A 16,093-nucleotide genomic window follows, 5' to 3' on the forward strand; every position below is an offset into this window, starting at 1 on the left:
TTTTTTGTGCTGATTATGACTCCGCTATTACAGCGTTACACATGGAGCAGTGCCTGGCTTTATAACCTGCGAATTTTTATTGCCCTCACGGGTACCGCAGTTCTTCCTTGGTGGTTAGGTGATGTTCGCCTAACCATTCCTTTGACACTCGGTGTCGTCGCTGCCGCGCTCGCCGATGTGGACGACAGACTCACTGGACGTCTGCGTAATTTAGTCATTACTCTGGTTTGTTTTTTTATTGCCTCAGCCTCTGTTGAGTTGCTATTTCCTTATCCCTGGTTCTTTGCTTTGGGACTACTTATCTCTACCAGCGGATTCATTCTGCTGGGAGGATTAGGCCAGCGCTATGCCACTATTGCTTTTGGTGCTCTGCTGATTGCTATCTATACCATGCTGGGAACCTCGCTTTATACACACTGGTATCAACAACCTGTTTTATTGCTGGCTGGTGCTATCTGGTACAATGTTCTGACGCTTGCCGGGCATTTGATTTTTCCTGTTCGTCCACTGCAGGACAATCTGGCACGCTGTTATGACAATTTGGCCCATTACCTGGAAATTAAAGCCGCACTGTTTGATCCCGATATAGAACAAGAGAGCCAAACCCCGGTCTTCGAACTTGCGCTGGCCAATCGTCAACTTGTGACGACCCTTGAACAAACAAAAATATCGCTACTGACTCGTCTGCGTGGCTATCGTGGGCAAAAAGGAACGCGTCGGACACTTCATTATTATTTTGTCGCCCAGGATATTCATGAACGTGCCAGTTCATCTCATGTTCAATATCAAAAATTGCGCGATAAGTTTCGCTATACCGATATCATGTTCCGTTTTCAACGCCTGCTAACCCTGCAGTCTCAGGCTTGCCAGCAGCTATCCCGCTCAATACTGCTGAGCACGCCTTATCAGCACGATACGGGCTTCGAGAGAGTGTTCAGTCATCTCGATGCCGCGTTAGATAAAATTAGAGCAACCGACAGTGGTTCGCCCGAACTCAAAGCGCTGGGATTCTTACTGACTAATCTTCGAGCCATTGATGCTCAGCTGGCCACGATCGAATCCGAACAAGCATTTGAGAATCCCCGAAATGATAAGGAAAACCGGCTCTCCGACGACAGGCTGACTGGATTAGGTGACACTTGGCTGCGCTTGTCACGGAACTTTACGCCAGAATCAGCACTGTTTCGTCATGCTGTACGTATGTCGTTGGTGCTTTGTCTCGGTTATGCATTTATTCAATTCACGGGGATGCAGCACGGTTACTGGATCCTACTGACCAGCTTATTTGTCTGTCAGCCTAATTACAGTGCGACCCGCCACCGACTGGCATTACGTATTATTGGAACTCTACTGGGGGTCGCGATAGGCATACCGGTATTATTTTTTGTCCCCTCACTCGAGGGGCAGTTACTCTTGATAGTCATTACTGGCGTACTTTTCTTCTCTTTTCGCCATGTTCAATATGCCCATGCCACGATGTTTATTACTCTGCTGGTCTTGCTCTGCTTTAATCTGCTGGGCGAGGGATTTGAAGTGGCTTTACCACGGGTATTCGATACTATTCTGGGCTGTGGAATTGCCTGGGCGGCGGTCAGTTTTATCTGGCCAGACTGGCGTTTCCGCCGTCTACCTTTGGTTATTAAGCGAACACTGGACGCCAACTGCCGCTATCTTGATGCCATCCTTGAGCAATACCATCAAGGCCGGGATAACCGCCTTGAATATCGTATTGCCAGAAGAGATGCCTATAATAAAGGAGCGGAGCTGGCGTCAGTCGTTTCCAATATAGCAAGCGAACCTCACGTGTCTCCGGAGCTACGTGAGATAGCATTTCGTTTATTGTGTCTGAATCACTCTCTGAGCAGTTATATTTCAGCTTTGGGTGCACATCGCGAGCAACTGACTAACGAGGCAATTTTGCACCTGCTGGATGATGCTGTTTGCTATGTTGATGATGCGCTTCATCATCTGTCAATCAACGATGAACGCTTGCAAATCATGCTGAATAATATCACCGCTCGCGTATCACAGCTCGATGTACGTCCAGAAACAAAGGAGCCACTTGTGCTACAGCAAATAGGACTGTTAGTGACTCTGTTACCGGAAATATCTCGTCTGCAGCAACAAGTTTCTCAGTTATCAGACTAACTAGAGTGGCGTTGCTCATAGCGACGCCACCAGTCCATCAATTCCAGACGAACACTGGACGGTAATACAGCTTCATGAACGCCACTGATCGCCCCTGCAAGCGCCAGTAAGACCTTTACTCCAACAGCCTTTTTATTATTTTTTAACTTGATCCATGAACGTTTGGCACCAAAAGACTTAAGTGTTTCAGAATCATTAATTCCAGCTTCACGTAGCATTATTTCCAGATTCAAACTGATATTCGGCAAATCCTTCAGGCGACTAAGCGAATTACGTTGCAATTTTTCCTGTCGGGCACTTTTTAAAGCGCTGGAAGAGAGTTTAATAAGCTGATTGGTATCCTGCCAAAGCTCATCATCAACCCGATAGTAATTAAGTTGAATGGGAACCCCACGTTTAAAATATTGTAAAGCTGGTGCTGATTTTTTTGTAAAATAATCAGAACATTGTTCGCACGCACGCAGGTAAAGATCGCCACCAGAAACCATCGCAAAAATCACACCGTCAACAAAAAGACTGTAACCGCCAAACAATGGTCGATAGCCAATATCCCCCAACGTTGAGAGACTTTCCTGGGACTCACGGATTTTCACATACGTTAGCTCTTTCATTAATTCTCCTTATGTATCAATGAGTAAAACAATCCTGATTCTACCCTTCACACTAATAGCAAAAAATAACCTGTGCTTCCAACAAAAAATCAGTAACGCAGCCCCTCCCGGCAGCGAGATTTTTATATTGAGTCGATTTGGATAAAAGAATTGAGAAGCACGCCGAAATTTTGGTTGATCTTTGCACTCTCCGGTATTACTGTATATTCATACAGTGACAGTACAGAGTGAGACCTTACTATGCGTTCATATGATTTCCCGACCTCATTCCGCTCTACTACAGCAACATCGGCTTTTTCCGAAAGATCGCAAAATTCTGTAGATATGCATGGTTTAATTAGTGAAGTCGTTTATCGTGAAGATAAGCCTTGGGTAACCCATTGTATCCTGTTACCCCTACTTCGACAGCTAGGTCATCAGTCACGCTGGCAGCTTTGGTTAACTCCTCAGCAAAAATTGAGCCGTCAATGGTTACAAGATGCTGGTTTGCCCTTGCATAAAGTGATGCAGAGCCGACAATACACAACAGCATGTACTATTGATGCAATGGAGAAAGCATTGTTAACGGGAAATTACAGTATTGTAATTAGTTGGTTAAATGAAGACCTGACAGATGACCAGCATCATCGTCTGAGTGTTGCTGCCGAAGCAGGTAATACTCTGGGTTTTATTATGAGACCGCAGCATATTTCAGCCAACAGACCACAAAGTGGGATAAAAATTCATTCTAGTTTGTATCATTAAGTAAATTTCAGACAAGTCCTGGAATTTTTTTAAGTTTAACATTCACTTGACGAAAAAACTGACTAACGTACTGAATAAAAAGTAAATTACAAAAAGCAATACAGTGGTTTTTCGAGTAATTAATAACCAATTTTATAAGAAAATGTACGAACTTACGTTTTTTTTTTATTATTCCGGCAGACTTGATGCTTGTAAGTTTCTCACTACGTTGTAGAATTTATCTCGCCAGGGAGCTCTTCCATAATGCCGATACATCGGTTGATGTTATAATTTGAGCTTAACCCGGGTCGAAGGATTTTAACCGCAAGTTCTAAAGTAACTTAGATCTCGTGGCCATTTTGGATGATAATGAGGCGCATAAAATGAAAAAGACAGCTATCGCAATTGCTGTGGCACTGGCTGGCTTCGCTACCGTAGCGCAGGCCGCTCCGAAAGACGATACTTGGTACGCGGGTGGTAAACTGGGCTGGTCTCAATACCATTCTACTGCTACATCTCCAGCTCTGCTGAACAGCGGATCGACTCGTAACGATCAGCTGGGCGCCGGTGCCTACGGTGGCTATCAGGTTAACCCGTATGTTGGTTTTGAAATGGGTTACGACTGGTTAGGCCGTATGGCTTATAAAGGCAGCAACAGCAACGGCGCATTCAAAGCTCAAGGCGTTCAACTGACGACCAAACTGAGCTATCCAGTTCTGAATGACCTGGACATTTATACCCGTCTGGGTGGTATGGTATGGCGTGCAGATTCCAACCTGAATTATGCAGCTGGCCGTGCTAAAAACAACGATACCGGTGTTTCACCTGTATTCGCTGGTGGTTTGGAATATGCTGTAACTCGTGACATCGCTACCCGTCTGGAATACCAGTGGGTTAACCACATTGGTGATAAAGACACCTTACATGCTCGTCCAGACAATGGCCTGCTGAGTGTTGGTGTTTCTTACCGCTTTGGTCAGCAGGAAGATTATGTTGCACCAGCTCCGGCACCGGCTCCAGCTCCAGCTCCAGAAGTAGAGACCAAGCACTTTACTCTGAAATCTGACGTTCTGTTCACTTTCGGTAAATCAACTCTGAAAGCTGAAGGTCAGCAAGCATTGGATCAGCTGTACAACCAGCTGAGCAGCCTGGATCCAACTGACGGTTCTGTTATTGTTCTTGGCTACACTGACCGTATCGGTTCAGAGCAGTACAACCTGAAACTGTCTGAGCAACGTGCACAAAGCGTTGTTGACTACCTGGTTTCTAAGGGTATCCCAGCTGACAAGATTTCTGCTCGCGGCATGGGTAAAGCAGATCCAGTTACTGGTAACACCTGCGACAACGTAGCGCCACGCGCTAAACTGATTGAGTGCCTGGCACCGGATCGTCGTGTAGAGATCCAAGTTAAAGGTATCAAAGACGTTATTGTTCAGCCTGCTGCATAAGCTGAACCCCGTCTGAAAAAAACCCGCTATAATGCGGGTTTTTTTTTATCTGAAATAACTCATTTTTTGTTAACAGCACTACTCTTGTGAAAGCATAGCCTGGAGATCTTGTCTCAAGGTTGAGATTTTACTTTCAACCTTCTCTTTTCGTTCTGCATCCTCAATCAACTGCACAATCGTTTCAGATAAGGTTATATTCCGGCGCTGTGCCAAACCAGCCAGTCGTTGCCAGACGAGGTATTCCAGATCAATGGATTTTTTACGCGTGTGCTGATGCTCGGCGTTAAAATGACGTTTACGTCGGGCACGAATCGTCTGCTTCATCCGGTTTTCTAATTCCGGATTCATATGAAGTTCAATCCAGTCCAGGACTAAAACCGGGACATTCTCCAGAGCCAGGAGCTTTTCTACAGCCTCATGTGCTGCACTGGTTTCAAGATATCGCGTAATAAGTTCACCCTCGCGATGTTTCTTCACCAAATACTTCCACTTCCAGCCGCTCTCGAGATTTTCCAACTGTTGATATTTCATTGTTGTCTCAGTGTGACCGTTTCGCTCACATCAGAATAGCAGTTTTTGTAATATTTCTTGAACTGAAAATCACAGACCGGAGAAGGATAACGGGATGTTACTGCTTTATCCGTGTGCTCCTTCAGGGATTCTTGTATAATCACGCCTTTAAAATCTCATTGATGAATATATAGCGACTTTGACGACTCATCGACTCGACTGGCGTGCTCTCGTCCCTGATACGGATAGTTATCAGGAGATTTTTGCACAGCCTTATGACAACGACTTTGCACCATTCTCGAGTGTTCAAGCCCGGCTAGCCTATGGCATTGAACAGTTTCATCTTTCTGACTCATCAGCGATTATGCTGATTAAAGCTGTTGAAGAGGCTGAGTATCTCAGTCTTATTGCCACAGCCATTGAGGAGACACGGACACAAGAAGATGCCCTTGCCGGTGGTCATTATAGTATAGAGGAAAATCAGATCACTTTCCGCCCTGCCACACAACCCGAAGATAATTTCGCCGCTACAGGCGAGGTCATCATAGCCGAGTGGGTGGAAAATGAACAATTATTTGGCTGTGTTCGTCAGTTCGCCGGTAAAATCAGCCTTGAGCCCGGTCTGATACATCGTGCTAATGGCGGTGTACTGGTACTGTCATTACGTAGCGTGCTTGCACAGCCGCTGCTTTGGCTACGCCTCAAACAAATGATAGTGCAAGGCCGTTTCGACTGGATGTCGCCAGATGAAACACGCCCTCTGCCGGTTAAAATCCCTTCATTACCACTGGATATAAAACTGGTGCTAGTGGGTGATCGTATTTCGCTGGCCGACTTCCATGAGATGGAGCCAGACATGGCTGCAGTGGCGATTTATAGCGAATACGAAGATAGCCTGCAAATTACCGAAAATGAGGATGTCGCTCTGTGGTGTCAGTGGGTAACCAGTATCGCACAGCAAAAATCTTTACCGGCACCAGCAGCTGAGGGGTGGGTTCCTCTGATAAGAGAGGCGACGCGGTTTACCGGCTCTCAGGAGATGCTCCCACTCTGCCCTGCCTGGGTCATGCGGCAGCTCAGTGAAGTTGCCCCATTCTGCGAGCAAGCACAATTTAAAGCCGCTGAACTGGAACAAATGTTGGAGCAGCGAGCCTGGCGAGAAGGCTTCCTGGCCGATCGCATGCAAGATGAAATCTTGCAGGAACAAATACGTATTGAGACCGAAGGTGAAATGGTCGGTCAAATCAATGCGCTATCTGTTGTTGAGTTTCCAGGACATCCACGCGCCTTTGGTGAACCTTCGCGTATTAGCTGCGTAGTACATGTGGGCGACGGTGAGTTTACCGATGTAGAGCGTAAAGCTGAGCTGGGCGGCAATATTCATGCTAAAGGCATGATGATTATGCAGGCATTTTTAATGTCAGAATTGCAGCTTGAGCAGCAGATTCCGTTCTCCGCCTCAATTACCTTTGAACAATCCTACGGTGAAGTTGATGGTGATAGTGCATCAATGGCTGAATTATGCGCGCTCATCAGTGCTCTGGCCAATGTCCCTATTTCTCAGCATATTGCTCTGACAGGCTCAGTCGATCAGTTTGGTCGAATGCAACCCGTAGGAGGACTGAACGAAAAAATTGAAGGGTTCTTCCGTATCTGCCAGCAACGTAATTTTACCGGTCAGCAAGGTGTGATTATCCCGGCAGCTAACGTGCGTCACCTTACTCTTCATAAAGAGGTGTTAGAGGCTGTGGAACAAGAAAAATTCTCAGTCTGGGCAATTGACGAAGTTGCCGATGCTCTGCCGCTATTAACGACACTTCCGTGGGATGGTGAAGGACAAAATACCCTGATGAATGCAGTACAAGAGCGTATCGCTCAAATCATCGCACCGGATGTACCACCTCGTCCCTGGCCATTGCGCTGGTTAAATTGGTTCAGCCGTAACTGATCGGACTTGTTCAGCGTACACCTGTACGCTAATCTGCGGACTTCATTATAAAAAGGCATACTTTAGACATGGTAGATAAACGCGAATCTTATACAAAAGAAGACCTTCTTGCCTCCGGACGCGGTGAGTTATTTGGTGCTGAGGGCCCACAATTACCAGCACCTAGCATGCTGATGATGGATCGTGTGGTCAAAATGACCGAAGACGGCGGTAACTTTGATAAAGGTTATGTCGAAGCTGAACTGGATATTAATCCTGACTTATGGTTCTTCGGTTGCCATTTTATTGGCGATCCGGTAATGCCAGGCTGCCTGGGTCTCGACGCAATGTGGCAGCTGGTAGGTTTTTACCTCGGCTGGCTGGGCGGTGAGGGTAAAGGCCGTGCATTAGGTGTCGGTGAAGTGAAATTTACCGGCCAGGTTCTGCCGACTGCGAAAAAAGTAACTTACCGTATTCACTTTAAACGTATCGTTAATCGTCGTCTGATTATGGGACTGGCGGATGGTGAAGTACTGGTTGATGGTCGCGTAATTTATACCGCTAACGACCTGAAAGTAGGTCTGTTTAAGGATACTTCTGCTTTCTAAGCAATGCCCTCCTTTATCAATGAAGGCATTCACTGAATGCCTTCTTTTTACTGAGTCTGCCGTTATTACTGAGCGCCATAACTGCCTGTTCACTCAGTCACACTTCCGCATTGCAGACATGGCTGTTGCTAACGAGATCATTATTAAGCAGTCACAGCCCTGACTTCCATGGCTTCTCGCCAGCCTCCTAACCAATGCGATCGCTGATCGATAACTTGGTAAGGACAGGTTTCTTTAGAACGTCCGGTGATACCTGCTTGATAACCACGTTGGTGAGCCCGCTCCAGGCGATCTCGTTTTTGTCTCTTCATGCCTCGTTTCCCTCATTTTATTTGCAGGTGGAAATGAAAACAGTAATTGCACTGGTTGCAATCACATTTAATGAATAGCGTGAAAAACGCCCTCAGTCAACGAGTAAAATTCATACAATTGCAATATTCATCCTGTTCTTAGCCATTTTTGATATTCTTTTTCGCTAACAGCAGAGAATTACAGGTAAAAAAAACGTGGCCGCCTGGGCCACGTTTTGTATTACTTTAAAAATACTACTGACGACGTAAAAGTTCTGAAGCAATGCTCTGGGTTTCCTGCTGCCAGGCCTGAGCCAAGGTCTTCACCATCGCGTCATAACCATCATCCTGTTGGTTTAGCTCAATACGAAAAGGACGGTTAATGATTTCATTATTTTGTTTCAGCAACCATTCGCCACTGACGATCACCTTTCCATCATAACGACCATGAAAACCGGTAATGTTCACCGTCAGGCTACTCTGCTCGCTCGCCAGAGGTTGTGAAGCAACAATCCAGCCAGGCATAGCCTGACTAAGATTGTTTATCAGCGCATTACGTAGTTGCTGGTCAAGCGGGCTTGCCCACAGATTATTCGTCGCAATCACATACTGTACATCCGAGGTCTGATATACCAAGCCATTAGCAGCCAAATAATCAGACAGAACTATCTGATCAATCCACAGTAAATGATGCCCCGTTTGGCTCACAACCTGATTCGCGGGTTGTGCGTTAGCCGGTAACTGATAATAAACTTTGCCGCCATTGCTGCTGCTACAAGCTGCCAGCATTAATGCTGCAATGACCATTAGCCACTTTTTCATTATTTGGCCCTTTTTGGCTGTGGATCGGGTTTATCTTTTGCTTCAAACACTAATGCATTGCTCTTATCATTCAGCGTACGCAATACTGGCTGAAGCTCCCTTAAAACCTGATCAAGACGCTGCATATCAGTCACCATCTTGTTATAGGCTGCTGAACCTGGCTGGAAGCCCTGCATGCTGCGGTTCAGCTCCTGCAATGTCTTCTGCATATCAACCGGAAGCTGCTGCATTGACTGACTTGAGGTTAACTTATTCAGGTTATCTAATGTCTGTTGCAGCCGCTTCAGAGTCTGCTGGCTTTCATTCAGTGTTTTGGTCGCCTGCTGGATCATCGGATTCAACGGCAAATTATTCACTTTATCCAGCGTATCCAGTAGTTTTTGCTGAATTTGTGCCAGTCCAACACTGATAGTCGGGATAACGGGATAACCATCAATCTCATTCGCTTCTTTTTCCAGTTTTTCATTTGGATAAAAATCAAAGTCGATAAATAATGCGCCCGACAGCAAGTTACCGGTTTTCATTGCACCGCGTAATCCACTCTTAATTAACCCCTGGATATTATTCGGAATATTGGTTTCCTGACCGACGATATTCTTCAACCGTTCAGGCTCAATACGAATAAGTACCGGTGTACGGAAGTTACTGTCTAACTTTTGCTGCATCTGCTCAGTAAAGAAAGGCACCTGCGCTACAGTTCCTAAACGAATACCACGGAACTCAACGGGAGCACCTGCCGACAGGCCGCGAATTGAGTCTTTAAACAGCATGATGAATTCAATATTTTCTTTATATAACGAGTCCTGAATATCCTTTTGATCGTCAAACAACTGATAATCTGCGCCAGACTCTACTGGCGTTCCCCAGTCCAAACCTTCCGGAACATCAAAGCTAACGCCACCACTGAATAATGTTGTCAGGGATCCCATCTGAATACTCATTCCCTGGGAAGAAAAGTCTACTGCGATACCACTATCTTTCCAGAAACGAACATTATTAGTGATAAGCTTGTCGTTTGGCGCGGCAATAAATAGCTGATAAGTAATCATGCGTTTATTGGCATCAAAATGGCTGGTTTCGACCGATCCGACGCGATAGCCGCGGAATAATACCGGATCGCCGGGATTAAGCTGCCCGGCTTTCTTACTGTCCAGGGTAATACGAATACCTTTAGCATCCGGTGGCGCAAGCGGAGGCGCATCCAGCAAGGAATATTCTTCCAGATGTTCACCTGTTGAGCCGGGCTGCAGCTCAATATAGGCACCCGAAAGTAAGGTGCCTAATCCCGAGACACCATCACGCCCAATTTGTGGTTTAACGACCCAAAAGACAGAATCCTGGCGCAATAATTTATCCATACCGGAATTAAGACGTGCAGTAACTCGGACATGATGTAAATCATCACTGAGTACAGCCGTTTCGACGACACCAACATCAACACTGCGGCTTTTAATTGTCGTTTTCCCACCTTCAATGCCTTCGGCATTGGTGGTAATCAGGACAACCTGTGGCCCCTGGTGGCTGTAATGATAGAATAATATCCAGGCCCCTATCAGTGCAGTGATAATTGGAAAGATCCAAACGGGCGACCAGCTTTTGAGCTTTTGAACCTTGGCCTCACCTTTATTATTCTCCATTTGCGGAGGACTCCTTATTTAAATCATTGTCTCTGTTGTCCCATGACAAGCGTGGATCAAAGACTGCTGCTGAAAACATGGTTAGAATAACAACCAGTGAAAACATCAGTGCACCAATATCGGGATGAATATTCATCACTCCGCCCATCCTCACCAACGCAGAAAGTACAGCAATAACAAAAACATCAATCATTGACCAGCGACCGACAAATTCGACCACTTCATAAATAAAATGCATTCTTTCCCGGTTTGGCTTATGTGGGCGCTTTGCATCCCAGCATAACCAGCCAATAGCCACCATTTTTAGCGTTGGCACCATGATACTGGCAATAAATATCACCATCGCAACCGGGTAAGAGCCCTCACTCCAGAGTAAAATAACACCTTCCATAATTGTAGAAGCATATTTACTGCCTAAAAAGTCTGTCACCATGATCGGCAATAAATTAGCCGGAAAGTACAGCATGATAGAGACCAGCAGAAGTGCAACAGTCCACTGTAAGCTATTTTTTCGCCGGGCATGTCCCTCGGACTGACAGCGTGGGCATTCCAGCATATCGGCTGGAATAATCGCTGTACAACAGGTACATGAACGCAGGCCCTGCTTCAAACCGGTTTCACCGACCACCAGTTTCTGGCTGAGTACTGGCAACGGCTGAATGTCATCCCATAGCCAGCGTTTATCAACATACATAAATGTCATGAGCTGCAAAATACAAAACAGACACCAGGGAATAAAGCTGCTTCCGATACCTATATTGCCGTAAGCCATCAGTTTGACGAAGCTCACCAGAACACCGGCAAGAAATATTTCGGCCATTCCCCAACTTTTTAGCTGAAACAGAACGCGGGCCATCGATTTTTTGAGCACTAAAGGGAGTCTGACGCGATTAACCAGTAACAAAATGATGATCAGCAGCAATGTCGGAACTATCTGGACAAAAAGCAGAAAGAACGTACCGAGACTGGCATAGTTTTCATCGAATAATACATTGGGTATTTGCAGCAATGTTACCTGGCTACTGATCCCGGCCACATTCATATTGACGAAGGGAAACAAATTAGCCAGCAATAACATAAATAATGCGACCAACGCATAGACCGTTGGCCGCTTACGCGGAACAGACCACTGGGCCGTAAGCATTGTTCCACAACGTGGACAATCGGCTTTGTAGCCATCTTCCAGTGCTGGCAGTTGCACCAGCAAATCACATTGGGGGCATAGAATATGTGATTTATGATGGTGCTCTGCACACATGGATGCTCTCCTGATTTTATTCGCCGTCTTTAAGCGACTCGAGATATTCCCAGCGCTCAAAGGCTTGCTCTAACGCCTGCTCGGCATTCGCAAGGTCAGTAAGCACTTTTTGCGTCGTTTCGTGAGGCTGATTGAAAAATTCAGCATCACTCACTTTTGCCTGAAGTACTTCAAGTTCAGCTTCCAGCTGTTCAAGCTTTTTCGGCAACTGTTCCAGTTCACGTTGCAGATTATAGCTGAGTTTACTGGCCGCTCGTTTAACTGTTTCAGGTTTGCTTTCCGAACTGCCCTGCGTTTTTGTCGCAGTCACTGCGCGCAGAGGCTGGAAGGAGCCTTGTTGACCTTTGGCATCGAAATACCCACCGACGTAACGTCCGATTTTTCCTTTACCTTCAAAAATCCAACATTCGGTGACGGTATTATCGACAAACTGACGATCGTGGCTCACCAGCATGACTGTTCCCTGATAACTCTCAATCAGCTCTTCCAGTAGTTCCAGAGTCTCTACATCAAGATCGTTCGTAGGTTCATCCAGAATCAATAAGTTACTGGGTTTCAGGAATAAGCGAGCCAGTAAAAGACGGTTACGCTCTCCCCCTGAAAGTGCGCGAACCGGTGTCATCGCACGTTTAGGATGGAACAAGAAGTCCTGAAGATAACCCAACACATGGCGTGGTCGCCCATTCACCATAACCTCTTGCTTTCCTTCCGCCAGGTTGTCCATCACTGTACGATCTGGATCAAGCTCGGTACGGTGCTGATCAAAATAGGCTACTTCCAGTTTGGTTCCGCAGTGAACTCGTCCACTATCTGCTTCAAGCTGACCCAGCATAAGTTTCAACAGAGTCGTCTTACCACAACCATTTGGCCCTACCAAGGCAATTTTGTCACCACGCATCACCTGTGCGCTAAAATCACTGACCAATGTCTTACCAGCAACCTGATAACAGACATTTTCCATCTCGAAGACAATCTTACCTGAACGGCTCGCCTCCTCGACTTGCATCTTGGCACTCCCCATCACTTCGCGACGCTCACTACGTTCACGACGCATCGCTTTCAGGGCACGGACACGACCTTCGTTACGGGTACGACGAGCCTTAATCCCCTGGCGGATCCAGACTTCCTCTTGGGCCAGTTTACGATCAAACTCCGCATTCTGGAGTTCTTCAACGCGCAATGCTTCTTCTTTGGCCAGTAAATAGGTTTCGTAATCACCAGGATAAGAAACCAGTTTGCCACGATCCAAGTCGACAATACGTGTTGCCATATTGCGGATAAAAGAACGGTCATGCGAGATAAAAATAATGCTTCCCTGGAAGGTTTTCAAAAAGCCTTCCAGCCAGTCAATGGTTTCAATATCCAGGTGGTTAGTCGGTTCATCTAACAGCAAGACGCGCGGTGAGCTCACTAATGCCCGACCTAACGCCGCTTTACGTAACCAGCCACCTGAAAGGGCAGACAGCTCAGTATCGGCATCCAGTCCAAGCTGTTCCAGCACTTCGTTGATACGACTGTCGAGCATCCACAGGCCTTGGTGATCGAGAATTTCCTGAATTCGCGCCATTTCATTAAGATTTTTCTCACTGGGATCGGCCATCACTTTATGAGAAATATCATGATAAGCTTTCAGGTGTTCAGCCTGTTCTTCCACGCCTTCAGCGACAAAATCATAGACCGTACCCGCGACATTGCGTGGAGGATCCTGCTGCAAACGAGCCACAATTAAATCTTGTTCGTAAACCATTCGCCCATCATCGAGCGGCACTTCACGATTAAGGATCTTCATCAACGTTGATTTGCCTGCACCATTACGGCCGACCAGACAAACACGTTCATTTTCTTCGATATGTAATTCGGTATTATCCAGCAACGGCGAGTCGCTAAATGACAACCAAGCGCCGTGCATACTGATTAAAGACATACTATGACTTCCGGGATTCGTGAGTGATTAACCAGCAATTATGGATCTGGCGATTACGTGCAAAGTCCTGCGACTGCGTTTTCTGGGTAATTTCTTGTGCAACTAACCCGAGTTCCGCAAGACCGGTTAAATTCATTTTAAAACCACGCTTATTATTGGAAAACATGATAGTGCCTCCAGAACGTAATAAGCGTTTCAGATCTTTCATTAAATCCAGGTGATCACGTTGTACATCAAAACTGTCTTCCATACGTTTAGAGTTTGAAAACGTCGGTGGATCGATAAAAATCAGATCAAACTGTTCGTCGCTGTCGCGTAGCCAACTCAAACAGTCAGCCTGAATCAAACGATGCGGACGCCCGGTTAAACCATTAAGGCGTAAATTACGCTCTGCCCATTCAAGATAAGTCCGTGACATATCCACTGTCGTGGTGGTACGTGCCCCACCCAAACCAGCATGAACCGTCGCAGTGCCGGTATAGGAGAATAAGTTAAGGAAGTCTTTCCCTTTACTCATTTCACCTAACATACGACGTGCAATACGGTGATCCAGGAACAGACCGGTATCAAGATAATCCGTGAGATTGACCCATAAGCGCGCGTTATATTCGCTCACTTCCATAAAGTCACCTTTCTCACCCATTTTTTGATATTGATTTTTGCCCTTCTGACGTTCACGGGTTTTCAGCACTAATTTATTACCCGGCAGTTCCAGAACGCTCTGTGTGGCTGCAATAACATCAAACAGACGCTGACGTGCTTTTTGTGGCTCTACGGTTTTTGGTGGAGCATACTCTTGTACTACAACCCAGTCACCATAACGATCGACAGCAACGTTGTATTCTGGCAGGTCGGCATCATAGATGCGATAGCAGCTGATCCCTTCCTGACGGGCCCATTTATCGAACTTTTTAGCATTCTTGCGCAGGCGGTTCGCATAATCATCAGCAATCTGACTGACTGGTCCCGAACTTCCTTCAGCATGAACGGCAAGGGTATAGTTTTTCTGTACGCAATCAAGCGGGCCATTTTTGGCTTTAAACTGACGATCGGCTCGCAATTGCAGGCAGCTTAACAGTTCAGGCGAGGCACTGAATAAAGACAAGTGCCAGCCACCAAACTGCTCTTTAAATCGGCGACCGAGTAAGTTATGTAATGCAATCAGCGCTGGTTCACTTTCCAGGCGTTCTCCATAAGGAGGGTTACTGATTAACGTGCCAGCCGGTCCTTCCGGTAATGGATTTGTCAGTTTAGTGACATCTTTCATTTCAAACTGAATAAGATCCGCCAGACCCGCCCTGCGGGCGTTAGAACGCGCATGTTCAATCACTCGGCGGTCGTTATCAGAGCCAAAGAAGCGAGAAGTATACTGACGAGCACCTTCACGCGCCCGACGTTGTGCTTCTGTTTTCACCTCTTGCCATAATTCGGGATTGTGCTGTGCCCAGTTATAAAACCCCCAGCGCTGACGATTCAAACCAGGCGCGCGATCGGTTGCGATCATCGCCCCTTCAATCAGCAAGGTGCCAGAACCACACATAGGGTCAAGCAGCAGAGTACCTGGCTGCCAGCCCGAACGCATAACAATAGCGGCTGCCAGTGTCTCTTTAATCGGTGCCGCGCCAGTTTCGTCACGATAACCACGCTGATGCAGTCCTTCACCACTTAAATCAAGAGCGATGCTGGCCGTTTCTTTATTCAGCCAGACGTTGATACGCAGATCGGGCGCTTCGCGGTTAACATCAGGGCGAGGCAAGTTTTTGCGGGTAAAAGAGTCCACAATGGCATCTTTGACTTTCAATGCCCCATACTGGCTATTGCGGATAGTGTCATTTAAGCCACTAAAATGCACCGCAAAGGTGGCTTCCGGTCCGAATATAGCCGGCCAGTCGATAACCTGTACGCCGATGTAGAGATCAAGATCGCTATAGACTTTACACTCCGTCAAAGGTAACAGAATGCGTGACGCCAGACGGCTCCACATCAAACTTTGATAAAGAAGACGTGAATCTCCCTGGTAATGTACGCCGCCCTGCACAATTTTGCAGTTCAGCGCGCCGAAGCTTTCTAGTTCAGTTTTTAATAGCTCTTCAAGACCACGCGCCGTGCTGGCAAACAGAGAATTCATATCGTCACTTATCAAAAAAAAGAAAATTGTCCCGCATTATAGCTAATCCGCAACGCATG

13 protein-coding genes are annotated in these 16,093 nt (G+C 46.5%); 5 read left to right on the forward strand and 8 right to left on the reverse strand.

Going from position 1 to position 16,093, the window contains the following annotated elements:
* Positions 1–12: 12 nt before the first annotated feature.
* Positions 13–2,148, forward strand: coding sequence for a YccS family putative transporter (gene yccS / locus Q1A40_RS02505; RefSeq protein WP_299997895.1), 2,136 nt, complete (start codon positions 13–15; stop codon positions 2,146–2,148).
* On the opposite strand, the gene Q1A40_RS02510 is transcribed toward yccS, so the two are convergent.
* Positions 2,145–2,759, reverse strand: coding sequence for a TfoX/Sxy family DNA transformation protein (locus Q1A40_RS02510; protein WP_299997315.1), 615 nt, complete (start codon positions 2,757–2,759; stop codon positions 2,145–2,147). The genes yccS and Q1A40_RS02510 overlap by 4 nt on opposite strands.
* Before the next feature lie 240 nt (positions 2,760–2,999).
* Between Q1A40_RS02510 and sulA the strand changes: the two genes are divergently transcribed.
* Positions 3,000–3,503: an SOS-induced cell division inhibitor SulA gene (gene sulA, locus Q1A40_RS02515; RefSeq protein WP_299997318.1), complete on the forward strand. Its 504-nt coding sequence runs from the start codon at positions 3,000–3,002 to the stop codon at positions 3,501–3,503.
* Positions 3,504–3,865: 362 nt separating this feature from the next.
* The gene (ompA, locus tag Q1A40_RS02520) at positions 3,866–4,930 is read left to right on the forward strand and encodes a porin OmpA (protein ID WP_299997321.1); all 1,065 of its coding nucleotides are present in this window, start codon (positions 3,866–3,868) and stop codon (positions 4,928–4,930) included.
* A 78-nt stretch (positions 4,931–5,008) separates the two neighbouring features.
* On the opposite strand, the gene matP is transcribed toward ompA, so the two are convergent.
* Complete coding sequence (matP, locus tag Q1A40_RS02525; RefSeq protein ID WP_299997324.1) at positions 5,009–5,461, reverse strand: macrodomain Ter protein MatP; 453 nt, start codon at positions 5,459–5,461, stop codon at positions 5,009–5,011.
* Between the two features lie 178 nt (positions 5,462–5,639).
* Here matP and Q1A40_RS02530 point away from each other — a divergent pair, with 178 nt between their 5' ends.
* Both Q1A40_RS02530 and fabA read left to right on the forward strand, forming a co-directional pair.
* The gene (locus Q1A40_RS02530; protein WP_299997327.1) at positions 5,640–7,388 is read left to right on the forward strand and encodes a Lon protease family protein; all 1,749 of its coding nucleotides are present in this window, start codon (positions 5,640–5,642) and stop codon (positions 7,386–7,388) included.
* A gap of 68 nt (positions 7,389–7,456) precedes the next feature.
* Positions 7,457–7,975, forward strand: a complete 519-nt coding sequence (fabA, locus tag Q1A40_RS02535) for a bifunctional 3-hydroxydecanoyl-ACP dehydratase/trans-2-decenoyl-ACP isomerase (protein ID WP_259047903.1) — start codon at positions 7,457–7,459, stop codon at positions 7,973–7,975.
* Positions 7,976–8,118: 143 nt separating this feature from the next.
* On the opposite strand, the gene rmf is transcribed toward fabA, so the two are convergent.
* The 6 genes from rmf to rlmKL all read right to left on the reverse strand — a co-directional run bounded on the left by rmf (position 8,119) and on the right by rlmKL (position 16,034).
* Positions 8,119–8,286: a ribosome modulation factor gene (gene rmf, locus Q1A40_RS02540; protein ID WP_299997333.1), complete on the reverse strand. Its 168-nt coding sequence runs from the start codon at positions 8,284–8,286 to the stop codon at positions 8,119–8,121.
* A gap of 234 nt (positions 8,287–8,520) precedes the next feature.
* Positions 8,521–9,087, reverse strand: a complete 567-nt coding sequence (pqiC, locus tag Q1A40_RS02545; RefSeq protein ID WP_299997336.1) for a membrane integrity-associated transporter subunit PqiC — start codon at positions 9,085–9,087, stop codon at positions 8,521–8,523.
* Positions 9,087–10,724: an intermembrane transport protein PqiB gene (gene pqiB, locus Q1A40_RS02550; protein ID WP_299997339.1), complete on the reverse strand. Its 1,638-nt coding sequence runs from the start codon at positions 10,722–10,724 to the stop codon at positions 9,087–9,089. The genes pqiC and pqiB overlap by 1 nt, the downstream gene beginning before the upstream one ends.
* A complete protein-coding gene (gene pqiA / locus Q1A40_RS02555) occupies positions 10,714–11,982 on the reverse strand; it encodes a membrane integrity-associated transporter subunit PqiA (RefSeq protein WP_299997342.1) in 1,269 nt (422 codons plus the stop codon). The genes pqiB and pqiA overlap by 11 nt, the downstream gene beginning before the upstream one ends.
* Positions 11,983–11,998: 16 nt before the next feature.
* Positions 11,999–13,906, reverse strand: a complete 1,908-nt coding sequence (locus Q1A40_RS02560; protein ID WP_299997345.1) for an ABC transporter ATP-binding protein — start codon at positions 13,904–13,906, stop codon at positions 11,999–12,001.
* 1 nt (position 13,907) lies between these two features.
* Positions 13,908–16,034, reverse strand: a complete 2,127-nt coding sequence (rlmKL, locus tag Q1A40_RS02565; protein ID WP_299997348.1) for a bifunctional 23S rRNA (guanine(2069)-N(7))-methyltransferase RlmK/23S rRNA (guanine(2445)-N(2))-methyltransferase RlmL — start codon at positions 16,032–16,034, stop codon at positions 13,908–13,910.
* Positions 16,035–16,093: the final 59 nt, after the last annotated feature.

The organism is uncultured Cedecea sp., from assembly GCF_947498825.1.
Taxonomy (GTDB): domain Bacteria; phylum Pseudomonadota; class Gammaproteobacteria; order Enterobacterales; family Enterobacteriaceae; genus JGM124.